General features: G+C 44.8%; 22 protein-coding genes. 14 read left to right on the forward strand and 8 right to left on the reverse strand.

The window, feature by feature from the left end:
* The first annotated feature begins 115 nt into the window (after window positions 1-115).
* The 5 genes from M1D30_RS08005 (at window position 116) to M1D30_RS08025 (ending at window position 4,908) form a co-directional block, all read left to right on the forward strand.
* On the forward strand, window positions 116-2,137 hold the full coding sequence (locus tag M1D30_RS08005) for an LruC domain-containing protein (protein WP_248502740.1): 2,022 nt from the start codon (window positions 116-118) through the stop codon (window positions 2,135-2,137).
* Between the two features lie 149 nt (window positions 2,138-2,286).
* Window positions 2,287-2,697, forward strand: coding sequence for a methylmalonyl-CoA epimerase (gene mce, locus M1D30_RS08010; RefSeq protein WP_072289972.1), 411 nt, complete (start codon window positions 2,287-2,289; stop codon window positions 2,695-2,697).
* A gap of 26 nt (window positions 2,698-2,723) precedes the next feature.
* On the forward strand, window positions 2,724-4,289 hold the full coding sequence (locus tag M1D30_RS08015) for an acyl-CoA carboxylase subunit beta (RefSeq protein WP_248502742.1): 1,566 nt from the start codon (window positions 2,724-2,726) through the stop codon (window positions 4,287-4,289).
* A gap of 17 nt (window positions 4,290-4,306) precedes the next feature.
* Window positions 4,307-4,459 (forward strand): hypothetical protein, encoded by a 153-nt coding sequence (locus M1D30_RS08020; protein WP_248502744.1) that lies wholly within the window; start codon window positions 4,307-4,309, stop codon window positions 4,457-4,459.
* Window positions 4,460-4,473: 14 nt separating this feature from the next.
* Window positions 4,474-4,908, forward strand: coding sequence for a biotin/lipoyl-containing protein (locus tag M1D30_RS08025; RefSeq protein ID WP_248502746.1), 435 nt, complete (start codon window positions 4,474-4,476; stop codon window positions 4,906-4,908).
* A gap of 69 nt (window positions 4,909-4,977) precedes the next feature.
* Here the strand turns inward: M1D30_RS08025 and M1D30_RS08030 are convergent, their stop codons facing one another.
* From M1D30_RS08030 to M1D30_RS08045, 4 genes are read right to left on the reverse strand one after another with little or no spacing between them, the layout of a single operon-like run.
* The gene (locus tag M1D30_RS08030; RefSeq protein ID WP_248502748.1) at window positions 4,978-6,126 is read right to left on the reverse strand and encodes a DUF6057 family protein; all 1,149 of its coding nucleotides are present in this window, start codon (window positions 6,124-6,126) and stop codon (window positions 4,978-4,980) included.
* A complete protein-coding gene (locus M1D30_RS08035) occupies window positions 6,126-8,177 on the reverse strand; it encodes an alpha amylase C-terminal domain-containing protein (RefSeq protein ID WP_248502753.1) in 2,052 nt (683 codons plus the stop codon). The genes M1D30_RS08030 and M1D30_RS08035 overlap by 1 nt, the downstream gene beginning before the upstream one ends.
* A gap of 4 nt (window positions 8,178-8,181) precedes the next feature.
* Window positions 8,182-8,628 carry a YhcH/YjgK/YiaL family protein gene (locus tag M1D30_RS08040; protein ID WP_248502755.1) on the reverse strand — a complete coding sequence of 149 codons (447 nt, stop codon included), beginning with the start codon at window positions 8,626-8,628 and terminating at the stop codon, window positions 8,182-8,184.
* Window positions 8,629-8,652: 24 nt separating this feature from the next.
* Entirely contained in the window at window positions 8,653-9,771 is a 1,119-nt protein-coding gene (locus tag M1D30_RS08045) for a phosphatidylinositol-4-phosphate 5-kinase (RefSeq protein WP_248502758.1), read from the reverse strand.
* A gap of 121 nt (window positions 9,772-9,892) precedes the next feature.
* Between M1D30_RS08045 and kdsB the strand changes: the two genes are divergently transcribed.
* Window positions 9,893-10,639, forward strand: a complete 747-nt coding sequence (gene kdsB, locus M1D30_RS08050; protein WP_248502760.1) for a 3-deoxy-manno-octulosonate cytidylyltransferase — start codon at window positions 9,893-9,895, stop codon at window positions 10,637-10,639.
* On the opposite strand, the gene M1D30_RS08055 is transcribed toward kdsB, so the two are convergent.
* Window positions 10,617-11,282 (reverse strand): DnaJ domain-containing protein, encoded by a 666-nt coding sequence (locus tag M1D30_RS08055; RefSeq protein ID WP_248502770.1) that lies wholly within the window; start codon window positions 11,280-11,282, stop codon window positions 10,617-10,619. The genes kdsB and M1D30_RS08055 overlap by 23 nt on opposite strands.
* 154 nt (window positions 11,283-11,436) lie before the next feature.
* On the opposite strand from M1D30_RS08055, the gene M1D30_RS08060 reads away from it, so the two are divergent.
* Together M1D30_RS08060 and nudC are read left to right on the forward strand one after the other, a co-directional pair.
* Complete coding sequence (locus tag M1D30_RS08060) at window positions 11,437-13,173, forward strand: bifunctional UDP-sugar hydrolase/5'-nucleotidase (protein WP_248502772.1); 1,737 nt, start codon at window positions 11,437-11,439, stop codon at window positions 13,171-13,173.
* A 33-nt stretch (window positions 13,174-13,206) separates the two neighbouring features.
* Window positions 13,207-13,986, forward strand: a complete 780-nt coding sequence (gene nudC, locus M1D30_RS08065) for an NAD(+) diphosphatase (protein WP_248502774.1) — start codon at window positions 13,207-13,209, stop codon at window positions 13,984-13,986.
* On the opposite strand, the gene M1D30_RS08070 is transcribed toward nudC, so the two are convergent.
* Together M1D30_RS08070 and rfbC are read right to left on the reverse strand one after the other, a co-directional pair.
* A complete protein-coding gene (locus M1D30_RS08070; RefSeq protein WP_248502776.1) occupies window positions 13,983-14,774 on the reverse strand; it encodes a DUF4738 domain-containing protein in 792 nt (263 codons plus the stop codon). The two genes, nudC and M1D30_RS08070, sit on opposite strands and share 4 nt — an antisense overlap.
* 67 nt (window positions 14,775-14,841) lie before the next feature.
* On the reverse strand, window positions 14,842-15,390 hold the full coding sequence (rfbC, locus tag M1D30_RS08075; RefSeq protein WP_248502779.1) for a dTDP-4-dehydrorhamnose 3,5-epimerase: 549 nt from the start codon (window positions 15,388-15,390) through the stop codon (window positions 14,842-14,844).
* Between the two features lie 113 nt (window positions 15,391-15,503).
* Here rfbC and M1D30_RS08080 point away from each other — a divergent pair, with 113 nt between their 5' ends.
* Window positions 15,504-16,502 (forward strand): SPOR domain-containing protein, encoded by a 999-nt coding sequence (locus tag M1D30_RS08080; protein WP_248502790.1) that lies wholly within the window; start codon window positions 15,504-15,506, stop codon window positions 16,500-16,502.
* 24 nt (window positions 16,503-16,526) lie between these two features.
* Window positions 16,527-17,057: an FHA domain-containing protein gene (locus M1D30_RS08085; RefSeq protein WP_248502792.1), complete on the forward strand. Its 531-nt coding sequence runs from the start codon at window positions 16,527-16,529 to the stop codon at window positions 17,055-17,057.
* A gap of 92 nt (window positions 17,058-17,149) precedes the next feature.
* Here the strand turns inward: M1D30_RS08085 and M1D30_RS08090 are convergent, their stop codons facing one another.
* Entirely contained in the window at window positions 17,150-18,637 is a 1,488-nt protein-coding gene (locus tag M1D30_RS08090) for a xylulokinase (protein WP_248502794.1), read from the reverse strand.
* 175 nt (window positions 18,638-18,812) lie between these two features.
* On the opposite strand from M1D30_RS08090, the gene M1D30_RS08095 reads away from it, so the two are divergent.
* The 4 genes from M1D30_RS08095 to M1D30_RS08110 all read left to right on the forward strand — a co-directional run bounded on the left by M1D30_RS08095 (window position 18,813) and on the right by M1D30_RS08110 (window position 23,569).
* Window positions 18,813-19,181, forward strand: coding sequence for a response regulator transcription factor (locus M1D30_RS08095; RefSeq protein ID WP_027449457.1), 369 nt, complete (start codon window positions 18,813-18,815; stop codon window positions 19,179-19,181).
* A gap of 9 nt (window positions 19,182-19,190) precedes the next feature.
* Window positions 19,191-20,393, forward strand: a complete 1,203-nt coding sequence (locus M1D30_RS13745; RefSeq protein WP_256466167.1) for a sugar transferase — start codon at window positions 19,191-19,193, stop codon at window positions 20,391-20,393.
* 19 nt (window positions 20,394-20,412) lie between these two features.
* Window positions 20,413-21,375 carry a TolC family protein gene (locus M1D30_RS08105; protein ID WP_248502796.1) on the forward strand — a complete coding sequence of 321 codons (963 nt, stop codon included), beginning with the start codon at window positions 20,413-20,415 and terminating at the stop codon, window positions 21,373-21,375.
* Window positions 21,376-21,496: 121 nt separating this feature from the next.
* Window positions 21,497-23,569, forward strand: a complete 2,073-nt coding sequence (locus M1D30_RS08110) for a hypothetical protein (RefSeq protein WP_248502798.1) — start codon at window positions 21,497-21,499, stop codon at window positions 23,567-23,569.
* Window position 23,570: the final 1 nt, after the last annotated feature.

Consider the following 23,570-nt stretch of genomic DNA (forward strand, 5'->3'; position numbering starts at 1 on the left):
ATATTAGTTGTTTCGTTTTTTATCTATATTTGTAGAAAAATAGAACACTAATTATATGCATATGAAGAAATTTTTTTTAACCGCACTAACAATCGCCATTAGCCTTTGTAGTTGCATGAACCATGAAGATGCTGACGGTTACAACGACACCGCCATTAGAGAAAACGCACAAAAGATCTTTGGAGACATCGATCCCAGCCAGGATTGGAGTTCAATCAACAAAGGAGTTATCAAAGTCACCGCTGACGCAGACCTAAAGGACATTGCCAAAGTTATGATTCTGACAGAGTCGCCTTTTGGCAATAGCAATGCAAAAATCTTAAATACAGCTAATGTAAAGAAGGGCGAAACTGTCCAGATGGCATATGATGCCCCCAACATCTACGACGTATTATTTGCAGCTTGCGTAGACAGCAAGGGCAACTATTTCGTTCAGGTGTTCAATGTTGGAGACAAGGAAGTTAACTTCGCTGAACCAGCCAGCGCACGCATGAACAGAGCAGGTGAAACATTCCCAGATCCCGCAGCCGTCAAGTTGGGCGCTCCCGCTAAGTCGTTCAACACCCTTCGTGCAGAAGACGCGCAAGCCAATCCTGATAAATACACCCTTATTTGGGACCAAGCAGGCTATTCAAACGACGTTCATAAAGGCGCAGAAAGAGAATATCCCCTTTGGGCCGATGGTTCTTGGAAGGATGAAAGACTGTGGACCGCACAGAATGGCTCAAGCAATGGTTGGACTATCTCCAATGGTGCCATCACAAAAGCTGTCACAGACAATATGGATTTAACCACCCTGAAGTGGCTGGTAAATTACTATCTGCCCAAGACTGGCGGTGAAATCGTTACAAAAAAAGGAGGTAAGTCAAACAACTGGAAGAGTATTGTTGAAGGTACAAACTATTTCAAGCAGTACAAGAACCACTTTGTCTGCAATGGTCAGCCCCTGACAATCATTCCTCTCCAGATGAACACCACAGAAGGAGAATACAACAACGTCTACTATTATTATTTCCCCGCATCAAAGTTGGAGGAATACAAAGACGATGACGCTGCATTAGCCAATTACATCAAAACATTGCCAAAGTTCAAAGCCTTTAATGGTAAGGAGCAGAAAGAATTCCAAAGAACCACTCAATATCTGTTGCCCTATTACGGTGATGGACAAATCACGGAGAATATGACAGCTGTTTCTGCCTCTATCCCCGAAGGCTATCTTGTTGGTTTCATGAATCAAAAAGCGAATGGAGAATCCATTCATGAGTGCATGAATGGCTGCACCTATGGTTTTGGTCCGCTTAATATCGAGAACAATCATATCTTTGGTCACTACTTCTCGGCTATGAGTACGGATGTCAGCATGGAATCCGTAAAACACAAGACAGACGGAACCAAAGAAAAACAGGTCAAGTATGGTGAGACACCTTATGGTATGGATTTTGATAGCCCGCGTATTGGTATCTTCAACGCCAACAACAAGTCGTTCATGTGCTTCGAGGATGGTTGCGACTGTAACTTCAGCGACATGATTATTGAAATTTGCAGTGGTGTTGATGCTCCCAGTGAGCCCATCGAGCCCGAGGCTATGGCATACACCATGTGCTTCGAAGACCGTTTGGAGGAAGCCGATTATGACATGAACGACGTGGTACTTCGCGGTGTTCGTCTTGATGAGAATCAAATTGAGATTACCCTGATTGCTTGCGGTGCATACGATGAACTTCAGATTCAAGGATTATATAATTCTAAGAAACTGACAAGCAAAGAAGTACACAAGTTCTTCAATGTAACTCCAGGCACAGAGTTCATCAACACCGAGAAAGGCAAGAAAGTATATCCATATGTTTCTGAGAAATTCAGTATTAACAACTCGGTGAATATGGAGGACTTCATGAGACAGATATATGTCATCAACAAGACCACCAACAAGAAGATTGAAGTTCCCAAGAAAGGAGAACCTCCTTATGCCATCATCGTACCTCAGAACTTCAACTATCCTGTTGAATTCATTGACATCACGAAAGCCTATCCGCTGTTCAAGAACTGGGCACAAAACAGCGAGGTTGACAAGGATTGGTTTAAGACCGAAAACGAAGACAAGACCTACCCCAACAGTTTTGCCAACCCCACAGAATAAATATCAGATATTATTTCATAGAAAAGAGATTATTGCAAACAAGAGATGCAATAATCTCTTTTTTTATTAAAAAAGAATGTAAAAAGGATGGGTATCTCGCATATCTTTTGTAACTTTGCAGCACAATTAAGGTTTAAACGTTTAGCTTTATGAAGATTTCACACATTGAGCATCTGGGCATTGCCGTTCAGAGCATTGAAGAAAGCCTACCGTTCTTTAAAGATGTGCTGGGCTTAGAGTGTTATGCAACAGAGGTCGTAGAAGACCAGAAAGTAAAAACCGCTTTCCTAAAGTGTGGAGAGGTAAAGCTCGAGCTTCTTGAGCCGACATCACCCGAGAGTACCATTCAGAAATGGCTCGATAAAGGTAACAAGGGTGTCCATCACGTGGCATTCTGCGTAGAAGATGGTGTGGCTAAAGCCTTGGCAGAAGTCAGCGAGAAAGGTGTCCGTCTTATTGACGAGAAACCTCGCAAAGGTGCAGAAGGACTGAACATTGCCTTCTTGCATCCCAAATCAACCTGCGGCATCCTGACAGAACTCTGTGAACATCCAGAATAAATTATCATCAATAAAATTAAAAACAAATGTCAAAGCAATTAGACAAGATTAAGCAACTCATCGAGAAGCGCGAACAAGCCCGTCTCGGTGGTGGCGAAAAAGCAATTCAGAAACAGCACGAGCGCGGAAAGTACACAGCCCGCGAGCGTATTGAAATGTTGCTCGACGAAGGTTCCTTCGAAGAGTATGATATGTTCAAGGAACATCGTTGCCATAACTTCGGCATGGAGAAGAAGAACTTCCTTGGCGATGGTGTGGTAGCCGGTTCTGGTACTATCGACGGTCGTTTGGTATTTGTCTTCGCTCAGGACTTCACTGTTCATGCAGGTTCTCTTTCTGAGACCATGAGTCAGAAGATCTGTAAGGTGATGGATATGGCCATGAAGATGGGTGCCCCCGTTATTGGTATCAACGACTCAGGCGGTGCACGTATTCAGGAAGGTATCAACTCATTGGCAGGTTTCGCCGAGATTTTCGAGCGTAACATCCTCGCTTCAGGTGTCATCCCCCAGATTTCAGGTATTTTCGGTCCTTGCGCCGGTGGTTCTGTTTACAGCCCTGCCCTCACTGACTTCACCCTGATGATGGAAGGCACTTCATACATGTTCCTCACCGGTCCTAAGGTGGTTAAGACTGTTACTGGCGAAGATATCGACCAAGAGCACCTGGGTGGCGCATCAGTTCACGCTACGAAGTCAGGTGTAACCCACTTCACCGCTAAGACAGAAGAAGAGGGTCTGCAGATGATTAAGACCCTGCTTTCATATATCCCCTCAAACAATATGGAGGTGGCTCCTCGTAAAAAGTGCGAAGACCCCATCAACCGTATGGAGGACATGCTGAACGAGATTATCCCCGAGAACCCCAACGAGGCATACGACATGTACAAGGTGATTGGTGCCGTAGTTGATAATGGTGAGTTCTTCGAGGTACAGCCTAAGTTTGCCAAGAACATCATCGTAGGTTTTGCTCGTTTCAATGGTCAGAGCGTAGGTATCGTAGCCAACCAGCCCTCTTGCTACGCAGGTGTGCTCGACGTTAACGCCAGCCGTAAGGGTGCCCGTTTCGTTCGTTTCTGCGACGCCTTCAATATTCCTATCGTATCATTCGTCGACGTCCCTGGCTTCCTGCCCGGTACAGGTCAGGAGTACAATGCCGTCATCCTGCACGGAGCACAGTTGCTCTACGCCTACGGTGAGGCCACAGTTCCCAAGATCACCGTTACCCTGCGTAAGTCGTATGGTGGTTCACACATCGTGATGGGTTCAAAGCAGCTCCACACCGACCTGAACTACGCATGGCCCTCAGCTGAGATTGCTGTGATGGGTGCATCAGGTGCTGCAGCCGTACTCTATGCCAAGGAGGCAAAGGCCAAGAAGGAAGCTGGTGAGGATGTGAAGGCATTTATTGCCGAGAAGGAGGAAGAGTACAACGAACTCTTCGCCAATCCTTATCAGGCAGCTAAGTATGGCTACATTGACGATGTCATCGAGCCACGCAACACCCGTTTCCGCATCTGCCGCGGTCTGGCTCAGCTTGCTACCAAGCGTGATGCTCTGCCCGCTAAGAAGCACGGTAACATTCCTATGTAATTGTTAAAAAGAAACGTATGAAAAAGAATGAAGTATATGCTGCCATCGCGTTGGCTCTTCACGAGCATCTGGGCAACAACGTTCACGATGTGGAGCCCGGCATCATCACGATTGCCGAGCACCCCACTCAGTGGAACGGTTACGCTCAGGTAATGACAGCACGTCCCTAAATCACAAAATTAAAATGAAAGAGTACAAGTATACTATCAACGGAACAAAATACGAGGTTGCCGTAGGCGATATTGAAGAGAACATCGTTACCGTCACCGTCAATGGCGAGACCTATAAAGTTGAGATGGAGAAGGAAGCTGAGCCAGAGAAGAAGAAGCCGGTTCTTGGTAAGCCAGCTGCAGCTTCAGCCGACAACACTTCCGAGCCCACAGCCTCAGCTGCCAACATCAATAAAAATAATGCCATCAAGGCTCCGCTCCCTGGTGTTATTACCGACATCAAGGTTGCTGTTGGCGACGACGTAAAGGTTGGCGACACGGTTGTAGTTCTTGAAGCCATGAAGATGGCCAATAACCTTCAGGCAGAGAAAGCTGGTAAGGTAACTGCTATCTGTGTTAAGGTTGGCGAGAGTGTCATGGAAGACGACGCTCTGATTGTCATCGAGTAAACAACCAAATACACTAAATAAAGCAGGTTTCACTTTAAGGTAAATACCTTTTGTGAAACCTGCTTTATTTTATTTCTGATAATAATAGTAATACCAGTAAGATCCCTCATAATGGTCAAACACCCGGTATTTACGTTCTGACAATAGCTTGTACTGTTTTTCCAATTGCTTCAAGTTCTTCCAATCCTCATCAAGCACAGCATGATGATAAACAACAGACGGATTGGTATGAAGATGCCTATAAAGAACTAAAGCTTCCTGATAATGACGAGGCAGAGGCAATGAATCAGCAACCTCATAATACTGAGGTAGCAACCTCACAAAGTCATCCAGGCGGCGATCAATCAGGCAGCCACACAACCTATAATCAGCCACAGCCTGAGTAGCCAATGAATCACGCTCCAGTATCCGATAATACAAATCAGCATCACATACATGAGACGGCATTGCTCCCAAATGTTTCCAAATGCTATCTGCTGAAAGAATTTGCAATGTGGTATGCATCGGCAAAATATCATTACTATTACCTACCACAGGATAGTTAAACAGACGTTCACCCAGCTGTCCCTTCTTAGACAGCGCATACACGCGCAACATAGTTAAACGCTTATCCGTCTCCTGCGACTCGTCCCCTACTCTCAGAGCTTCATCAACATTCCCATGAATCAAGGCCCTTTCCGCATGCGAAGAGAAATGGAACACAGCATTGGTACTACCTACGATAGCCACAAAGAACATCAGCATAACCATCAGCAACAGATTAACCCAGACACGCTGAGAAAGAATGCCCTGAGACCGCCGATTATCATATCTCGACATTTGACTTGCAGCCCAAACGATGACAGCCCATGCAACCAAAACAATGGGAATAAGCCACCACATTCCAATGGACAGTGTGCAGTCAATATCCGAATCAATGTCCGAGATAAAAGCAATCATCAGCATAGAAGGCACATACGTCAATGCATGTACTTTCTCTGGTAACCGAATAAAAGACGCCACCAACCATTGCACAACAAAGAGAACCGATGTGATAATAATAGCACCTGTCAAGGGATAATAGGTTGTTAGTCCTCCGCTTAACGCATGCTGAGCCACAGCAATTACATCGGCCTCAAACACATATAGCCAAAGAAAAGAAAAAAGAATGAAACAAACGGCACACCACACCTTAATGGTGAGAGTGCCGCTTTTCTTATATGAGTTATTATACATCATCAGTTCTTCTTAAGAACCACAGCAGAACGTGCTGGAATATACAATTTAAGCCACTCTTTGCGATCGTTCACATAAAGCGGATCGTAATTCGTAAAGTGAGTCACACTATCATCGGCAAAACCAAAACCACCGAAGTCCTTCGAGTCTGTATTAAGCACCACGTCATAACTACCTGTAGGCACAAGAAAACCATAATCCGTAAATGATTGTGTCGGCGAGAAGTTGAACACAAACAAGAGGTCACCACGCATAAAGGCCAAGACCTGATCACCATCGTTGTGCCAGATTTCCACCACAGGCTTGTCCTGGAAGTTACGCACCCCTTTAACCACCTTAATCATCTCACGGTCAAAGTCACCCAGCCAATGATAACACAGATCCTTATTATCCACAAGGTTCCACTGGCGACGAGCGTATTTGTAACTCCAGCCATTACCTTCGCGAGGGAAATCAATCCACTCTGGGTGACCGAATTCATTACCCATGAAGTTCAGATAGCCACCATTAATAGCTGCCAAAGTAACCAAGCGAATCATCTTATGCAAAGCAATTCCTCGCTCGGCCACCCCATTCACATCCTTCTTGGCAAAATGCCAGTACATATCAGCATCAATCAGTCGGAAGATGATGGTCTTATCACCGACCAATGCTTGGTCATGACTTTCACAGTAACTAATGGTCTTTTCGTCAGGACGACGGTTCTTCACCTCCCAGAAAATACTTGATGGCTTCCAGTTCTCATCAGGCTGCTCCTTGATAGTCTTAATCCAGTAGTCAGGAATATTCATCGCCATGCGATAGTCAAATCCATATCCTCCATCCTCAAACTTCGCTGCCAGACCCGGCATTCCACTTACCTCTTCGGCAATGGTTATCGCATTCGGATTCACCTCATGAATCAACTTGTTTGCTAATGTCAAATAGCAAATCGCGTTATCATCCTGACCACCATTGAAGTAATCACCATAACCACAGAAGGCCTCGCCTAGTCCATGACTATAGTACAACATAGAAGTAACACCATCAAAACGGAAGCCGTCAAACTGGAATTCCTCCAACCAATAACGACAGTTAGACAAGAGGAAGTGCATCACTTCGTCCTTACCATAGTCAAAACAGAGAGAGTCCCAAGCCGGATGCTCATGACGGTCGCCAGGATAGAAGAATTGATTGGGATCACCTGCTAAGTTGCCTAATCCCTCCACCTCGTTCTTCACGGCATGCGAATGAACAATATCCATAATCACCGCCACACCATTCTTATGAGCCTCATCAATGAGCTGTTTCAGTTCTTCAGGCGTTCCAAACCTACTACTTGGCGCAAAGAAAGATGACACATGATAACCGAAAGAACCATAGTAAGGATGCTCCTGAATAGCCATCACCTGAATGCAATTATAACCATCCTTGATGACACGAGGCAACACATTCTCACGGAACTCATTGTATGTGCCCACCTTCTCCGCATCCTGTCCCATGCCTACATGGCACTCGTAGATAAGCAACGGACTTTTCTTTGGTTTGAAGTTCTTCTTTTTGAAATCATATTTCTTAGCAGGGTCCCATACCTGAGCAGAAAAGATGTTCGTCTTTTCGTCCTGCACAACGCGGCGACACCAAGCCGGAATACGCTCGCCCTCGCCACCGTTCCACTTTACCTTCATCTTGTAAAGTTGACCGTGCTTCAGGTCGCGTTCGCGCAACTTCAGTTCCCAGTTACCAGTACCCTCAATACGCTTACATTTAAACTTCTCATCCTCTTGCCAATTATTAAAATCACCAATCAGATAAATCTCCGTAGCATTAGGGGCCCACTCACGGAACACCCATCCACGCAGCAGTTTATGTAATCCAAAATAAAGATGTCCGGCCGCAAAATCCTTTAAAGATTTCTTGCCATTACGTGTCAGTTGATTCAACTTCCACACCGCATGGTCATGACGTCCACGGATAGCCTCCTCAAATGGCTCAAGCCACGAATCATTCTGCACAAGACCAATGTGCTTTGGCTGTACTTCAGCCTTCTTTGTGGTTTTCTTTGTTGCTGCCATAGTTTTATACCTTTATTTTAAATATAGCCTTCCTAATTTGTGGGAACATGGAAATACAAGGCGCATGTCCATCCTGCGGAAAGAACACAGCAAACATGCCAGGTTGACAATCAATAAAATTCTCAGCCATCAAGTCTGGATAAAAAGAGATATCTTTGTCTTTATCATATGCTGCCTCCGGCAAATGTGCTAAAGGTGTATGTCCATAAGTTTCCGGTCCGTCAATAGGTATCTGAACATCAATCATCTTCACATGCGTTTCCAACACAGCCTCATCAGGAGCCTTTCCTGGAGTCGTTGTCAAGTTCAAGAACACATCCTCCCCTTTTATCGGATATTTCCCATCCGCCATCTTTTCAAGATCGTTTTCCTTCAGGAAAGCCACAACCTCGGCAAAGAGAGGGTGTACGCCAGTATATTTCTCAAGATTGTCCAGTGTGTCAATAATCATAATAATTTTGTTTTTTAGTTATTGTTATTCCACCTTACGATAGCCATTGTTATAAGTACCCTTGGCCACTATATTACCATTGCGATCCTTCTCTACGAACGCGCCATCACGTTTTCCGTCGGTATAATTACCCTCAAAACGCTTTCCGTCCCTATTCTCCTCAATGGCCTTTCCGTTCTTCACGCCATTCTTAAACATCGCCTTGAATTTAGAGCCATCAGCCATATGACCGATACACTCGCCCTCAGGCTGACCATTCTTAAACTCTCCCTCGACCACGTCACCAGCTTTAGTAGTGAGTTTACCGTGACCATTAGGTGCATCGGCTCGCCATTGACCAGTGTATGTATTGCCATTTGCCCATACTACGGTACCTTGTCCATGCTTATCACCATTCAGGAACTGACCATTATAGCGGTCGCCATTAGCAAACTTAAAGATGCCCATACCCGAACGTCTACCATTCTGATAGTCACCCTCGTAAATATCACCATTCTGGAATCGATAGATACCCTTTCCATGTTGGACATCATTCAGCCACTGGCCCACATACACATCACCATCAGCATATTTATAGACGCCCTTACCATTGCGCTGATTATCCTTCCACTCACCATCATAAGTAGAGCCATCAGCCCAATCATAAAAGCCCTTACCATTCTTCTTGTCATGCTGCCACTGACCATCATAATAAGCGCCCCCCGAGAACACATATTTTCCCTTGCCCTCACGCATATCCTCGTGCCAGTTGCCCGAATACACATCACCATTAAAATAGTACATCACGCCATGACCCTGCTGATAATCCTTAAACCAGAGTCCGACATACTTATTGTTATTCTGGAAATAAAACGTGCCCTGTCCATGCTGGTGATCCTGCATCCATTGGCCTTCATAGCGTTCGCCATCGGTAAAGGTATAAATACCATATCCCTCGCGCTTGCCTTTCACATACTCACCCTCATACAGGTTACCGTTTTTCCACACCGTTTTACCCTTTCCATGAGGTTTTCCGGCAGTCATTTCTCCATTATAATCTCCTCCATCCTTTGTCACACATGAGCCAAGCGTAATTTTCTGTGCCTGCACATTCATTGACAAGGCAAGAAGAGCTATCGAAAATATATATGGTGTCAATTTCATATTCCATGATAGTTTTAGCACCACAAAGATACAAAAAAAAGGCCAAAGTCACAAGAAAAAGGCGCTTTTACAACCGATAATTAAGAATTATTTGTATCTTTGCGGTCAAAAATCAGACGATATGAAGTTTATTGGAATCATTCCCGCGCGTTATGCATCAACGCGTTTCCCAGGCAAGCCCTTGGCTGTTTTAGGAGGCAAGCCTGTCATTCAGAGAGTATATGAGCAAGTAGTAAGTGTACTAGGCGAAGCCTATGTCGCCACCGACGACGAACGCATATTCCAAGCCGTTGAGCAGTTTGGCGGCAAAGCTGTCATGACGCGTAACGACCACAAAAGTGGTACCGACCGAATTGAAGAAGCAGCCCAGAAACTACACACCACCGCAGATGTGATTATCAACGTTCAAGGCGACGAACCCTTCATTCAGAAGAGTCAGTTAGAGACCGTCAAGCACCTTTTTGACGACCCACAAACCCAGATTGCCACATTGGGAAAACCTTTCGAGACTATGGAGGCCGTCGAGAATCCCAACTCCCCCAAGATTGTTACAGACATCAATGGCTACGCCCTTTATTTCAGTCGCAGTATCATTCCTTATATTAGAGGTAAGGAACAATCGGAGTGGCTTCAGAACTTCCCATTTCTCAAGCACATCGGTCTTTATGCCTACCGCCGCAACGTACTATCAGAAATCACAAAACTGCCCCAGAGTCCACTGGAATTAGCAGAGAGTCTGGAGCAGTTGCGTTGGCTGCAGAACGGCTATCGCATTAAGGTTGGCCTCACAGATGTTGAAACCGTAGGCATCGACACTCCCGAAGACCTTCAGCGTGCCGAGCAGTTTATCCTTGCTGCATCTGTCTAAGCAAATCCTGTTGACGTGGTGACAGACTGGCAGGCAGAGTAACGTTATACGTAATAATCAAGTCAGTACCATTTTGTCCCTTACCACGCAAACGAACCTTAGAGCCTGGCTGTGTGCCAGGCTTTATTCTTAACTTCAGTTTCCTTCCATCTTGGGTTGTCACAATCACGTCGCCACCCAACAAAGCAGTATACATATCAATACTAACATTTGCTTGGGTATCAACCGGTTGCTGACGTCTACCAAACCCGCCTCTGCTTGCAGCACCTCCGCCAAAGAGGTTTTCAAAGAACGAGCTAAAGCCACCAGTTCCACCTCCATTTGAAAAGCCCGAAAAATCGAAACCTTCAAACGGAGAGCCACCACGGGCATTGCCTCCTGAGAAGCCACCAAAGCCACCAGCGTCAAAAGCATCAGCCTGCTTCCATTGCTCTCCGTACTGGTCGTATTTTCTTCGTTTTTCCGGATCACCTATCACATCATAGGCTTCGTTCAGAGCCTGGAACTTTGCTTTAGCTTTTTGGTCGTCAGGATGCAAATCAGGATGAAACTGCTTAGCCCTTTTCAGGTAAGCCTTCTTCACATCCTTCTGCGGAATCGTCTTATCGACGCCCAAAATCTTGTAATAGTCAATGAATGCCATATTAATCTTTGTTTTATATTCTGCATAGCCTACAGCAAATTTCGTGCCTGAATAAAAAAGCAGGAAAACCAATCATCGCCATCACATTTCTTATCATATTGGCGGTTAATCGAGAGTTTTTTTGTAATTTTGCCCTCACAAACATCAATAGTCTATGAAAAATTATCTTATAGCAGCAACATGCCTCATCTTTGCAACCATGCAAACAGCTACGGCACAAACCAAGACTGTCAATCTGCAGTTTATTGAAACCAGCGATGTACACGGATGCTTTTTTCCCTATAATTTCACCACTGGCAAGCCCACGGACGGTTCCATGGCGCGCATTCACCATTATGTAGAACAGCAGCGCCAGGAGATGGGTAAAAATGTCTTATTACTGGACAATGGCGACATTCTTCAAGGTCAACCCTGCTGCTATTGGTCTAACTACGTAATGACCAACGAGCCCAATATCGCAGCCAGAGTCGTAAACTACATGCAATATGACGTTCAGACCATCGGAAACCATGACGTAGAACCCGGCCATGCCGTTTACGACAAATGGATAAACGAAGTAAACTGCCCTGTGTTAGGGGCCAACGTCATTAACAAGCAGACAGGTCTTCCATACCTCAAGCCCTACACTATGTTTGTACGCGATGGCGTCAAAATTGCTATCATCGGTCTGCTAACTCCCACTATTCCATGCTGGCTGAACGAGAAGCAGTTTGAAGGTCTCACCTTTGAGAACATGGTAACCAGTGCAAAAAAATGGGTAAAGCACGTACAGGAAGTAGAGCACGCCGACCTTATCATCGGACTTTTCCACAGTGGGAAGGACGGAGGACTCATACTTGATGGCAACGAAGAAGATGCCTCAGCCCGTATAGCCCACGAAGTACCTGGTTTCGACATCATTTTCTACGGTCACGACCACACAGTCCACAACGATTGGATTACCAACACCAAAGGACAGAAAGTATCGACGCTCGACCCAGCCAACAACGCCCTTAACGTGGCAGTAGCGCATGTCAAGATGACCTACGAGAATGGTCAACTCAAACAAAAAAACATCAATGGCAATATCGTCAGTGTGAGAAAAGAACCCATTGACGAAGCCATGACCAGCTATTTTGCCTCAGACATAGAGCGAATAAAATCGTATGTCAATCGCCGTATCGGCAGATTCGAGAACAGCATCAGCACACGCGATGGCTTCTTTGGCAATTCAGCCTTTATTGATTTCATCCACACGCTTCAACTCCAGCTAACCGGAGCCGACATTTCATTCAATGCCCCATTGGCATTAGACAGCAAAATTGAGGCTGGCGACATCACCGTAGCCGATATGTTTAAGTTATACCGTTATGAGAACCAGCTTTATGTACTCAACATGACAGGACGCGAGATCAAGGGCCACTTGGAAGAGAGCTACGACCGTTGGGTAAACACCATGAAAAGTCCAGACGACCACCTCTTATTGCTCAGCGAACAATCGAAAGGCGACCAACAACGCCTTGGTTTTAAAAACCTTACGTTCAACTTCGACTCAGCAGCAGGCATTGACTATATAGTTGACGTCACCAAACCAGATGGTCAGAAAGTACAGATTCTCAAGATGTCAAATGGTGAGCCTTTCTACGAAGACAAGACATACAAAGTAGTGATGAACAGCTATCGTGGTAACGGTGGCGGCGACCTCATCACCAAAGGCGCCGGCATTCCCCAAGACCAGCTCAACAAAAGAATTATCTACCAATCCCCACTTGACCTTCGCCATTACCTCATGCAGGAAATTGAACGTCAAGGTACCATGACACCCCAAGCAGGCCACAATTGGAAGTTCATCCCAGAAGAATGGACGATACCTGCAGCCAAGCGAGACTACAAACAAATTTTCAAAGAATAAGCACACGCTACATAAATCAACCGGATAAGAAAAATGAAAAAATACTATTTTGTTTTTTGCAAAGACGACCTGATGCTACAGCGACAGGCCGATGGCACTTATACCATTCCATTTGAAGAAGAACCACCCATTGAAGTAAAACCCTGGACCACGATTCTCAACATCACGCCATTAAGTGATATCGAGGTCAAAGCCTATAGCATCGACACCCCCATCACCAATCATCCCACATACGAGATGTGTCCCCTACGCCAGAGCTACTACAAGCTGCCCTACCCCCTTTATCTGAAAGCAGGAAAATGCGCAGAACTACTCTATTGGGACCGCAACACCAAGTTTTGCGGCATGTGTGGCGGACACATGCACTTCCATACCGACATCAGCAAGCGTTGCGAGGTATGTGGTAAGGAAGTGTGGCCCCAACTGGCCACAGCAGTCATCGTACTCATTCGCAAAGGGAAGGACGAGATTCTCCTGGCTCGAGGTCGCAATTTCCGTAGCGACTTCTACGGACTTATTGCTGGCTTCGTCGAGACAGGCGAGACCTTGGAAGAAGCCGTCCAGCGCGAAGTAATGGAAGAAACTGGCATTAAGATAAAGAATATCCGTTACTTCGACTCACAGCCTTGGCCCTATCCCAGCGGACTGATGGTTGGCTTCACAGCCGACTATGAGAGCGGTGACATTCACGTACAACTCGAGGAGCTACAAAAAGCAGGTTGGTTCCATCGTACCAACCTGCCTAAACTTCCTGAGAAACTCAGTATCGCCCGCCGTCTCATAGATCATTGGCTGGACGAAGACTTATCCTAATATTCCAACAAAGTCATTGACAATTTTCCATCCTTTGCAATAAGAACATCCACCAGATAGCAACTGGCGCCATCAGGAATGCACAGCGTAGCATTAAAGTGGCAGCCATGAGCATCTATATGGTCATATTGCATATTGCCCAATATCGCCTGTTCCAAAAACTCGTTTGGAATCATGTCGGAGAACATCTGCTTCTTAAAATCACGTGAGAACAAACTTCGCGAGCCATTATAAAGACTAAGGTGAATAATATTGTCGTAATAGACATTGTCCACCCCTACTCCCTCACTATTATAAGCAGTTTTTACCACACGATACCTTGTTGGATTTACAGCAATATACCAATGATAGCGCTCAGCGCCAAACGACACCACAGAATCCATCTTCAGCACCTCTGTCACCGTCAGGATTTCTGGTCGGCGACTCACAAACGCCAGTGAATCATCCTCCGACTCACTTCTTCTGTACCTCACCTCATCACCATTCTGATTCTGCAGCAAGAACAAGTGCTCTGTTTGTTTCACAATAGCATAACGGCCATCACCCAACCAGAGCGAATCGTTCACAATCATGAAATAAGCAGGCAAACTTGTCGAATCAGGATAGTAAATAGTATCTCCCTTTGCGCGAAACGATACTTCGTCAGTCTCATCTTCTATCCAAATTCCCTGCAACATGGCTTTTGCCTCCAGATTCTCCTCAGGTCGAGAAGTATCTGTAGACCCCGACTGCCATCCACAAGAAGCGAATAACAAAACAAGAAAAAACAGTTGACCAAGTATTTTCATGTATTTATCTCAGAGCCAATGCCCGCAATGGCAAAAGCAAATCCTATACCTCTTTATTAATAATATATTATTCAAAACATTCTGCATCCTTCAACAAGGGCTGCTTTAAATCCTTCTCGCTGGTCAGCACCTCCTTCGGATCAATAGGCCAGTTGATGCCCAGCGCAGGATCATTCCAACGGATGCCAGCATCAGCCTGCGGTGCATACACATTGTCAACCTTATAGGTAAAGATAGCCTCATCGCTCAACACAAGGAAACCATGCGCAAAACCACGTGGAATAAAGAACTGGCGTTTATTCTCACCACTCAGTTCCACCATCACGTGCTGACCAAAAGTAGGCGAACTCTTTCGGATGTCGACAGCCACGTCCAAGACACAGCCCTTGATAACGCGCACCAATTTGGCCTGCGAATAATCACCTTTTTGATAATGAAGTCCACGAAGCACACCACGCGAAGACTTAGACTCATTATCCTGAACAAAATTCACTTTACCAATATGTTCTTCAAATTCAGCCTGTTTCCAAGCCTCAAAGAAATATCCTCGCGCATCTGTAAATATCCGAGGTTCAATAACATATACCCCATCGATTGAGGTTTTCTTAAATTCCATGATACAATTATTATTATTTTTCTGTGTGCAAAAGTATAAAATAAAATTGTAATCCGAAAATGTTTTCCACTTTTTATTTGCCTATCTCAGAAAAAAGGCGTACCTTTGCACTCGTGATTGAACTTGAAAGACATATAGAGATTTTGTTGCTCAGCAACGATTGCGTCATCGTCCCCGATTTAGGTGGTTTCATGGCGCATCATGTTGAGGCACGTTATGACGTAGAAGACGGAACCTTCCTGCCTCCTCTGCGCACATTGGGATTCAATCCACAACTCAAGATGAACGACTCACTTCTTGTACAGTCGTACATCGAGGCCTACGACATCAGTTATCCAGAAGCCTTACGCCGCATTGAAGCTGAGGTTGCTGAAATCCGTCAGCACTTGGAGACCGATGGCCAATTTGAATTAAATGACATCGGTATTCTTCGCTTGAACGAAGAAGGACATATCACCTTTGAACCATGTGAAGCAGGCATTCTAACCCCTAATCTCTATGGATTAAGTTCGTTCGAGATGCCGTTTATCGCCGCAAAAGAAGAAAAAGAGCAGCCCACAGAACAGGAAAAGCCAGCTGAGGTTATTTCGCTCAACAGTGTTCCTAAAGAAGAAAGTATCACTATCAAGATGTCATGGCTTCGCAACATAGCTGCCGTCGCAGCAGCAGTTGTTGCATTCCTCATGATTAGTTCACCCATATCAAATAGTGACATAAACACCCAGGTTCAGCAAAGCGCCTTCTTCCCTATTGGCTCACTGCACACTAAGGCAACGACTGACATAAAGTCTCTTCCTGCAGCCGCCAAACAAGTTACACCTACTGACAGTACGTCATCTGACATCGTAACTGTTTCTAAAGAAGAAGCGAAGCCCATTGTCCCCACATATTGCATCGTACTGGCTAGTCAAGTCAACAGACAGAACGCCATGGACTTTATTAGCCAGCTCAACAAGCAAGGTTATGAGGAAGTTCGCTTGTTGGAGACAAAGATTCTTCGTGTGGTCTATGGCACCTACAACTCTGAAGATGAAGCCCAGAATGTTCTACGCACACTGCGTTCGCAGAGTAAACATTTTGCAGAGGCTTGGATTATGGAAGTAAAACAGTAATCACTTTTTCTAATACATTTTGAGATGAAGCGAGTACGCTGTCCCAAATGTGACAATTACATCACATTCGACGAAACAAAATACACGGCAGGTCAGTCGTTAGTTTTTCAGTGCACCGAATGCGGCAAGCAGTTTGGTATCCGCATTGGCGTATCGAAGTTGCGCGACACCCAAAAAGTTGAGAACAACACACAAACTACCGACTGCGAATCACAGTTCGGCACAATCACTGTTATTGAGAACGTGTTCCATTACAAGCAGGTTATCCCCCTCCAGATGGGCGATAACGTCATTGGCCGTTACCAGAAGGGCAACCCCATCAACACACCTTTCGAGACCGTTGACCCCAGCGTCGACCTCAACCACTGCACACTCAACATCAGCCGTGACAAGAAAGGCCAGCTAAAGTACACACTTCGCGACAACAACAGCAACACTGGCACCTTTGTCGACAATGTAGAGATACCACCACGCGAAAGACGCGTCATTGAGAATGGCACCCTCTTTACTATTGGTGCCACTAGTATTATCTTAAAGACAACAGAAGAGGAATAAAAAATAAACGTTCGCAAGCGACTTGCTTGCGAACGTTCTTTTTAAAAAGTCATCCTTACTTAATTTTTTAATCTTTTCACCAGATTAAACGCCTATTGGTTTTTCTTCAAAGTTTCTTTCCATGCGGCATAAGCAGCAGCATAATCAGCACGATGCTTCTCATCGGGCTCAATCACCTGCAACTTCTCAAGCGTAGCGAAAGCCTCGTTGTTGTCTTTATAGATACCAGCGCCCATACCAGCACCCTTAGCGGCACCCACTGAGCCATCCGTATCATAAAGTTCAATCGTTGCACCGCTAACGCCAGCCAGTGTATCACGGAACAGCGGACTCAAGAACATGTTAGCCTTACCAGCATGAATCTTCTTGATATCCATACCCATTTGCTGCATAATCTCCATACCATAGCAGAACGAGAATACGATACCCTCCTGAGCTGCGCGCACCAAGTGAGCTTGAGAGTGCTTATTAAAGTTCAGTCCATTGATTGAGCAACCAATCTCCTTATTCTCCAACACACGCTCAGCACCATTACCGAACGGAACGATAGTCACGCCCTCGCTACCAATAGGAGCCTGTGCAGCCAAATCGTTCATCTCGGCGTATCCGATGCCAGGTGTAATATTTCTGTGAACCCATGCATTCAGGATACCAGTACCATTGATACACAACAGCACACCCAGACGTGTCTGGTCGGCCGTATGATTCACATGAGCGAAGGTATTTACGCGGCTCTTAGGATCATAGTTTACATCACCCAAAACGCCATAAACCACACCCGATGTACCAGCTGTAGCAGCAATCTCACCAGGATTCAACACGTTGAGCGACAGCGCATTGTTAGGCTGATCACCACCACGATATGTAATAGGCGTACCAGCTTTCAGTCCCAATTCCTTGGCAGCAGCCTCAGAAACAACACACTGCTCACTGAAAGTAGGCACGATGTCAGCAATCAGCGAACGGTCAAAGCCATAATAATCCAACAAGAACTGAGCCACATCATTGTTTTTGAAATCCCAGAACATACCCTCAGACAATCCGCTCACCGTAGTGTTTGCAGTCCCAGACAAGCGCATTGCCAGATAATCACCAGGCAACATCACCTTATATATATTACGATACAAGTCGGGCTCATTCTCCTTCACCCATGCCAGTTTAGCAGCGGTAAAGTTACCAGGCGAGTTCAGCAAATGCGACAGACATTTCTCAGAACCTAAATCCTTAAAAGCCTTCTCGCCGTAAGGCACTGCACGAGAGTCGCACCAGATAATTGAAGGACGAAGAGCCTGCAAATTCTTATCCACGCAAACCAGTCCGTGCATCTGGTATGAGATACCAATAGCGGCAATCTCATCACCTTTCACGCCACTGTCAGCCATAATCTTCTGCAACGACTGCTTAGCGTATTTCCACCACGATTCTGGGTCCTGCTCAGCCCAACCAGCCTTCACAGCCATGATGGGTGCCTCCTTCTCTGGGAAGAAGGCAGAAGACACACACTTGCCATTTTCGGCATTGACCAAAGATGCTTTGACAGACGAGCTGCCTACATCAAAACCTAAAAGATATCTTGCCATAATTAATATTAAATTACTTTAATATGATACGAAACAAGCATATATTTCCCTAATTTTATTTGAAAAAAACAACAATTTTGCAGAAAAGAAGATTTTTTTTCAACAACATGTTGGCATTTCAAATATTTTTTTTACCTTTGCAGAATAAAATTGGAATTTAAAGAGTATTTCATATATGAAAAAGAAGATTCTAATACTGGACGACAAAGAGACCATTGCAAAGGTTCTCTCTATTTATTTAATGAGCGACTACGATGTACAGTGGCTCCCCGACGGCTTGCAAGGTGTCAAATGGCTTCAGGCTGGCAACACGCCCGATCTGATTATCTCAGACATCCGTATGCCAGGCATGCGTGGTGACGACTTCTTGGAATGGATCAAGCAGAACGAGTTATTCCGCCACATTCCCGTCATTATGCTGTCCAGCGAAGACTCAACCAGCGAACGCATTCGTCTTCTGGAGATTGGTGCCGAGGACTATATTGTGAAACCCTTCAACCCCATGGAACTTAAGATTCGCGTTAAAAAGATTCTGCCGAATTAACCACAAGTTATGATAGGTGTCGTATATTTAGGAAATAATCCCCAGACAGAAGAGCGTTTAAGGTATCTGCCTGGCAGAGATGTCAAATTCACGAAAAGTCATTTTGAGGCCGCAGAGGAAAGTAAGTCTCATAATAACGGCGACCACTTTATACTTTTCTTGGAGAAAGGTAATCTCACTGACGATATTGCTGCAATAACCTACTTACGAAAGGTTTGCAGCAGCATCTATATTATCCTATTGACAAGTCCGTTAGACCCTGAGGAGCGCAAGGCTTATCAGCAAAGCGGCATTAACGACACACTCGACATCAACGCACCTGTTACGCTCATCAACAAGAAATTACAATTCATCGAAGAACGTGAGTCAGTTCTTTTCGACACCAATATCTCGAAAAGACGCGTCCTCCAGTTTAAGATACCCATTTGGAAGCGCACGTTCGACATCATCTTCTCTATTTTAGCCATTATTATCACGTCTCCCATCATGATAGCAACAGTTATTGCCATCAAGTTGGAGAGCAAAGGCCCTGCCCTATTCAAGTCAAAGCGCGTTGGAACCAACTACAAGGTATTCGAGTTCTTGAAGTTCCGTTCCATGTATACAGATGCAGAAAAACGCCTGAAGGAGTTGAGTGCATCCCAAAATCAGTATGGCAAGAATACTGAGGATAACGACGATGCCGTCTTCACCACCAATTCTCAGCAAGAACAAGTCGAAGAGCCCAAGGACATGGACATGGATATCGAAATGATGATTGGCGACGAAGAAGTGATGCTGATTGGCGACGACTTTGTGGTATCTGAGAGTGATTTCAGCAAAAAGAAGGAAGAAGAGATTAACAACGCATTCGTCAAAATTGAGAACGACCCCCGTGTCACAAAGGTTGGTCGTTTCATTCGCAAATATAGCATTGACGAACTCCCTCAGTTCTTCAATATTCTGAAAGGCGACATGTCCATCGTGGGCAACCGTCCCCTCCCCCTTTACGAAGCCGAGAAACTCACCATCGACTCCAGCATCGACCGTTTTGTGGCCCCTGCTGGACTCACAGGTCTTTGGCAGGTAGAGGAAAGAGGTAAGGGTGGCAAGATGTCGGCAGAAGAACGCAAGCAACTTGATATCCTGTACGCGCAGACATATAACTTCGGAATGGACATGAAGATTCTTTTCCGTACCCTCTTTGCGTTTGTACAAAAGGAAAATGTCTAATTAGTCTTTTTGACAAAACATGTTTAGGAAAATAGCATTTACCCTCGTTGTCTCTGTATTCTGCGTTGGTGCTATGGCGCAGACAGCCGACGATAGTGGCATCAGTGCCGGATTCTTCGATTCCAGTAATGAGAAGGACCTTAATTTCTCAATGTTTAAGCTTCCGCCATTGTCAGTTCTGTTTGAGAATGCCAAGCAGAATCCCAATATTCTGTTATTAGCCAAGCAACAGGAAATGGCACAAGCAGAAGTTGCTAAACAGAAAAAACATATTTTCTCTTACGTCAATGGCAATGCCAGCATGAGTTATGGCCTTACAGATATATGGAGTGGTTCCCAAGGCACTGGCTATGGCAGTGGCATGGTATGGCAGCCCCACTCTTCTGAACAAAGTTTTTGGAACATAGGTGTCAATATAAGTGTTCCTCTTGAGGACATTCTTGATTTAGGGCCATCCGTCAAACGCAAACGAATGGAAGTTGAGCAAGTACAGATTCAAAAAGATGCCGCCTACGATCAATTAAAACTGCAGATTGTCACGCTCTATATCAAAATAACGAACAACCTAACGGCTCTAAAAACTGCAGGTGAGAACGCAGCTGCTTATCAAGGCGCAGCATCTTTGAATGAGGTCGAATTTCACCATGGAAACATGGAAATCGAGTCATATGCTTACACAGGATTACAAGGTCAAGGCGCTGTTACGACATACCAATCCCTTCTCACAGAAATAACAACGGATATCGTCACTTTAGAGATTCTTACTCATACGCCCATCATTACAAATACAACAACAGACATCACGTTAGATTCCTCTATCGAAAAGACAAAGAGACAGATTGCTCGTGAAAACAGAGCTGTTGAGAAGCGCATTAAGAAAGAGGCAAAAGAGGAAGAAAAACTTGAAAAGCAGCTAGAAAAGCAATCCGCCAAAGATGCTTTAAAGACAAGTGAACCTACTACTCCAACTCCAAAAGAATGAAATAATAATAGTCGATATGGATTTATTTAGATATTTAGTTAGATTTCTATATAAAATCAGGTGGTATCTGGTCATACTACCTATGATTGCCATGATTATTGCTTGGTTATCCACACGAAATATGGAACGCGAATACGATGCTAAAACAACCATATACACAGGTATGATTACCGGCTATAATATTGAAGGCGGATCGGGTACAGCAGGTGGCAATCAGCAGACCAACATTGCTAACTTGATGCTTATTATTCAAACCGACAATACCATTCATGAGGTAGCCCTTCGTTTGTTTGCCCGTTGCATGATGTATGGCAATCGAAGCAAGGATAACAACTATATCTCAGCTGAGCATTTCCGTTTACTTGATGCTAGTGTACCAGCTGAAGTCAAGGCGCTCATCAATCACAATAGCGAACAGGAAACCTATCGAAACCTCAAAGCATATGAGAAACCGACACAAGACAACTACCTTTTTGGTCTATTAAACTTCCATCCTTATTTTAGTATTAATAGCATTACAAGTCGCCTGAAAGTTTTACAATTAGAGTATAGTGATATTATTGATATCTCTTATTCAGCTAACGACCCAGGCATTTGCTATAACACGTTGGACATTCTGAATGATGTATTTGCTAAGCAATACCGTGATTTGCGCTATGGCGAGACGTTAAATGTTATCAAGTTCTTTGAAAAAGAGGTTGCTCGTTTGTACAAAGTGCTTACTGACGCAGAAAATGACCTTATCAAATATAACGTTAAGCATCGTATCATTAACTATGGTGAGCAAACCAAGGTGTTAGCAGGACTTGAAGCACAGCAACAAGTTAAGGATAACGAACTGCGCATGAACATTGCGACCACCGAAGCCTTGATTGCCTACCTCAAACGTCAATTAGGCGACCGCACCAGGATTATCGAATCGAACCAAAACTTCACAAATTTGGTTCGTGACATCACCCGTTTGCAATCTCGTATTGCAAACCTAAAACTCATGAGTAGCGAGAACGGCGGCAATAACAATGAAGCACAGATAGAATTGGCAAAAGCAGAACGTCAATTGAATGAAACAACGAAAAAAGTAAAAGAACTGACACAAACCCTAGAAGCCTCAAACTATAGCACTGACACAGGTGTTAAAGCATCTGCTTTGATTGACCGTTGGTTGGAACAAGTACTGTTATTGGAACAAACAAAAGCAGAACTTGGCGCTCAGGACATCATGAAAGAAAATATCAATGAACAGTTTCTTTTCTATTCACCCATTGGAGCTACACTCGACCGTAAAGATCGTCATATTGGTTTCATCGAGACTAACTATATTGAAATGCTAAGAGCGCTCAACTCTGCCCGTCTACGCCAGCGCAACCTTCAGATGTCAACAGCTGTACTACGCATTCTGAATCCACCTGTATTTCCACTTAATGCGCAGCCTACCAATCGTTTAATGACATTGTTAGGCTCATTTATGCTGACATTTGTATTCACGGCATTATACTTTTTTATCATCGAAATGCTCGACCGCACCCTTCGCGACCGCATGCGTTCTGAAAAGATTACAAATATACCCGTCATGGGCTGCTTCCCCAAGGAAAGCACCTTGCGTTATCGCCGATTCAACAAGACCATCAGCGATATGGCTCTACGTCAACTCAGCAAGTCACTCCTGCCCCACTTTAAGGAAGGTCAACAGAACGTGCTTAACTTGTTGTCCACCGATGCCGCCAACGGCAAGAGTTACCTGGCTCAAGAATTAGAGAATTATTGGCTTAGTCTTGGTTTGCAGATTCGCCGTCTTACCTATGATGAGGACTTCTTGGCCGAAGATAGCCGTTACCTTTTGGCAAAAGATATCAAGGACATCTGTCCTGATATAATGCCTAATGAGATTGCCATCATCGAATATCCAAACTTGGATGACAACACCATCTCAAGTTCATTGTTGAACATGGGTACCGTCAATCTGATGATTACCCGTGCCAACCGTACATGGAAGGATGTTGACCAAAAAGCGCTCAAAGATATCGAGTCTCGTCTGGAGAATAAAGAAACACTCTTTATGTACCTCACCGAGGCCAGTCGTTATGCTGTAGAAGAGTTTGTGGGACAGTTGCCACCATACACACGTTTCAACAACTTTGTCTATCGCATCTCTCAACTCGGCCTGACCGCTATCGAGAATAATCATGCCAAGTAAC

It is taken from the genome of Prevotella sp. E15-22 (assembly GCF_023204875.1).
Lineage (GTDB): Bacteria > Bacteroidota > Bacteroidia > Bacteroidales > Bacteroidaceae > Prevotella.

Coding starts and splice junctions, on each gene's coding strand:
- M1D30_RS08005 (WP_248502740.1), top strand. CDS start 116: ATGAACCATGAAGATGCTGACGGTTACAACGACACCGCCATTAGAGAA.
- mce (WP_072289972.1), top strand. CDS start 2,287: ATGAAGATTTCACACATTGAGCATCTGGGCATTGCCGTTCAGAGCATT.
- M1D30_RS08015 (WP_248502742.1), top strand. CDS start 2,724: ATGTCAAAGCAATTAGACAAGATTAAGCAACTCATCGAGAAGCGCGAA.
- M1D30_RS08020 (WP_248502744.1), top strand. CDS start 4,307: ATGAAAAAGAATGAAGTATATGCTGCCATCGCGTTGGCTCTTCACGAG.
- M1D30_RS08025 (WP_248502746.1), top strand. CDS start 4,474: ATGAAAGAGTACAAGTATACTATCAACGGAACAAAATACGAGGTTGCC.
- M1D30_RS08030 (WP_248502748.1), bottom strand. CDS start 6,126: ATGATGTATAATAACTCATATAAGAAAAGCGGCACTCTCACCATTAAG.
- M1D30_RS08035 (WP_248502753.1), bottom strand. CDS start 8,177: ATGGCAGCAACAAAGAAAACCACAAAGAAGGCTGAAGTACAGCCAAAG.
- M1D30_RS08040 (WP_248502755.1), bottom strand. CDS start 8,628: ATGATTATTGACACACTGGACAATCTTGAGAAATATACTGGCGTACAC.
- M1D30_RS08045 (WP_248502758.1), bottom strand. CDS start 9,771: ATGAAATTGACACCATATATATTTTCGATAGCTCTTCTTGCCTTGTCA.
- kdsB (WP_248502760.1), top strand. CDS start 9,893: ATGAAGTTTATTGGAATCATTCCCGCGCGTTATGCATCAACGCGTTTC.
- M1D30_RS08055 (WP_248502770.1), bottom strand. CDS start 11,282: ATGGCATTCATTGACTATTACAAGATTTTGGGCGTCGATAAGACGATT.
- M1D30_RS08060 (WP_248502772.1), top strand. CDS start 11,437: ATGAAAAATTATCTTATAGCAGCAACATGCCTCATCTTTGCAACCATG.
- nudC (WP_248502774.1), top strand. CDS start 13,207: ATGAAAAAATACTATTTTGTTTTTTGCAAAGACGACCTGATGCTACAG.
- M1D30_RS08070 (WP_248502776.1), bottom strand. CDS start 14,774: ATGAAAATACTTGGTCAACTGTTTTTTCTTGTTTTGTTATTCGCTTCT.
- rfbC (WP_248502779.1), bottom strand. CDS start 15,390: ATGGAATTTAAGAAAACCTCAATCGATGGGGTATATGTTATTGAACCT.
- M1D30_RS08085 (WP_248502792.1), top strand. CDS start 16,527: ATGAAGCGAGTACGCTGTCCCAAATGTGACAATTACATCACATTCGAC.
- M1D30_RS08090 (WP_248502794.1), bottom strand. CDS start 18,637: ATGGCAAGATATCTTTTAGGTTTTGATGTAGGCAGCTCGTCTGTCAAA.
- M1D30_RS08095 (WP_027449457.1), top strand. CDS start 18,813: ATGAAAAAGAAGATTCTAATACTGGACGACAAAGAGACCATTGCAAAG.
- M1D30_RS13745 (WP_256466167.1), top strand. CDS start 19,191: ATGATAGGTGTCGTATATTTAGGAAATAATCCCCAGACAGAAGAGCGT.
- M1D30_RS08105 (WP_248502796.1), top strand. CDS start 20,413: ATGTTTAGGAAAATAGCATTTACCCTCGTTGTCTCTGTATTCTGCGTT.
- M1D30_RS08110 (WP_248502798.1), top strand. CDS start 21,497: ATGGAACGCGAATACGATGCTAAAACAACCATATACACAGGTATGATT.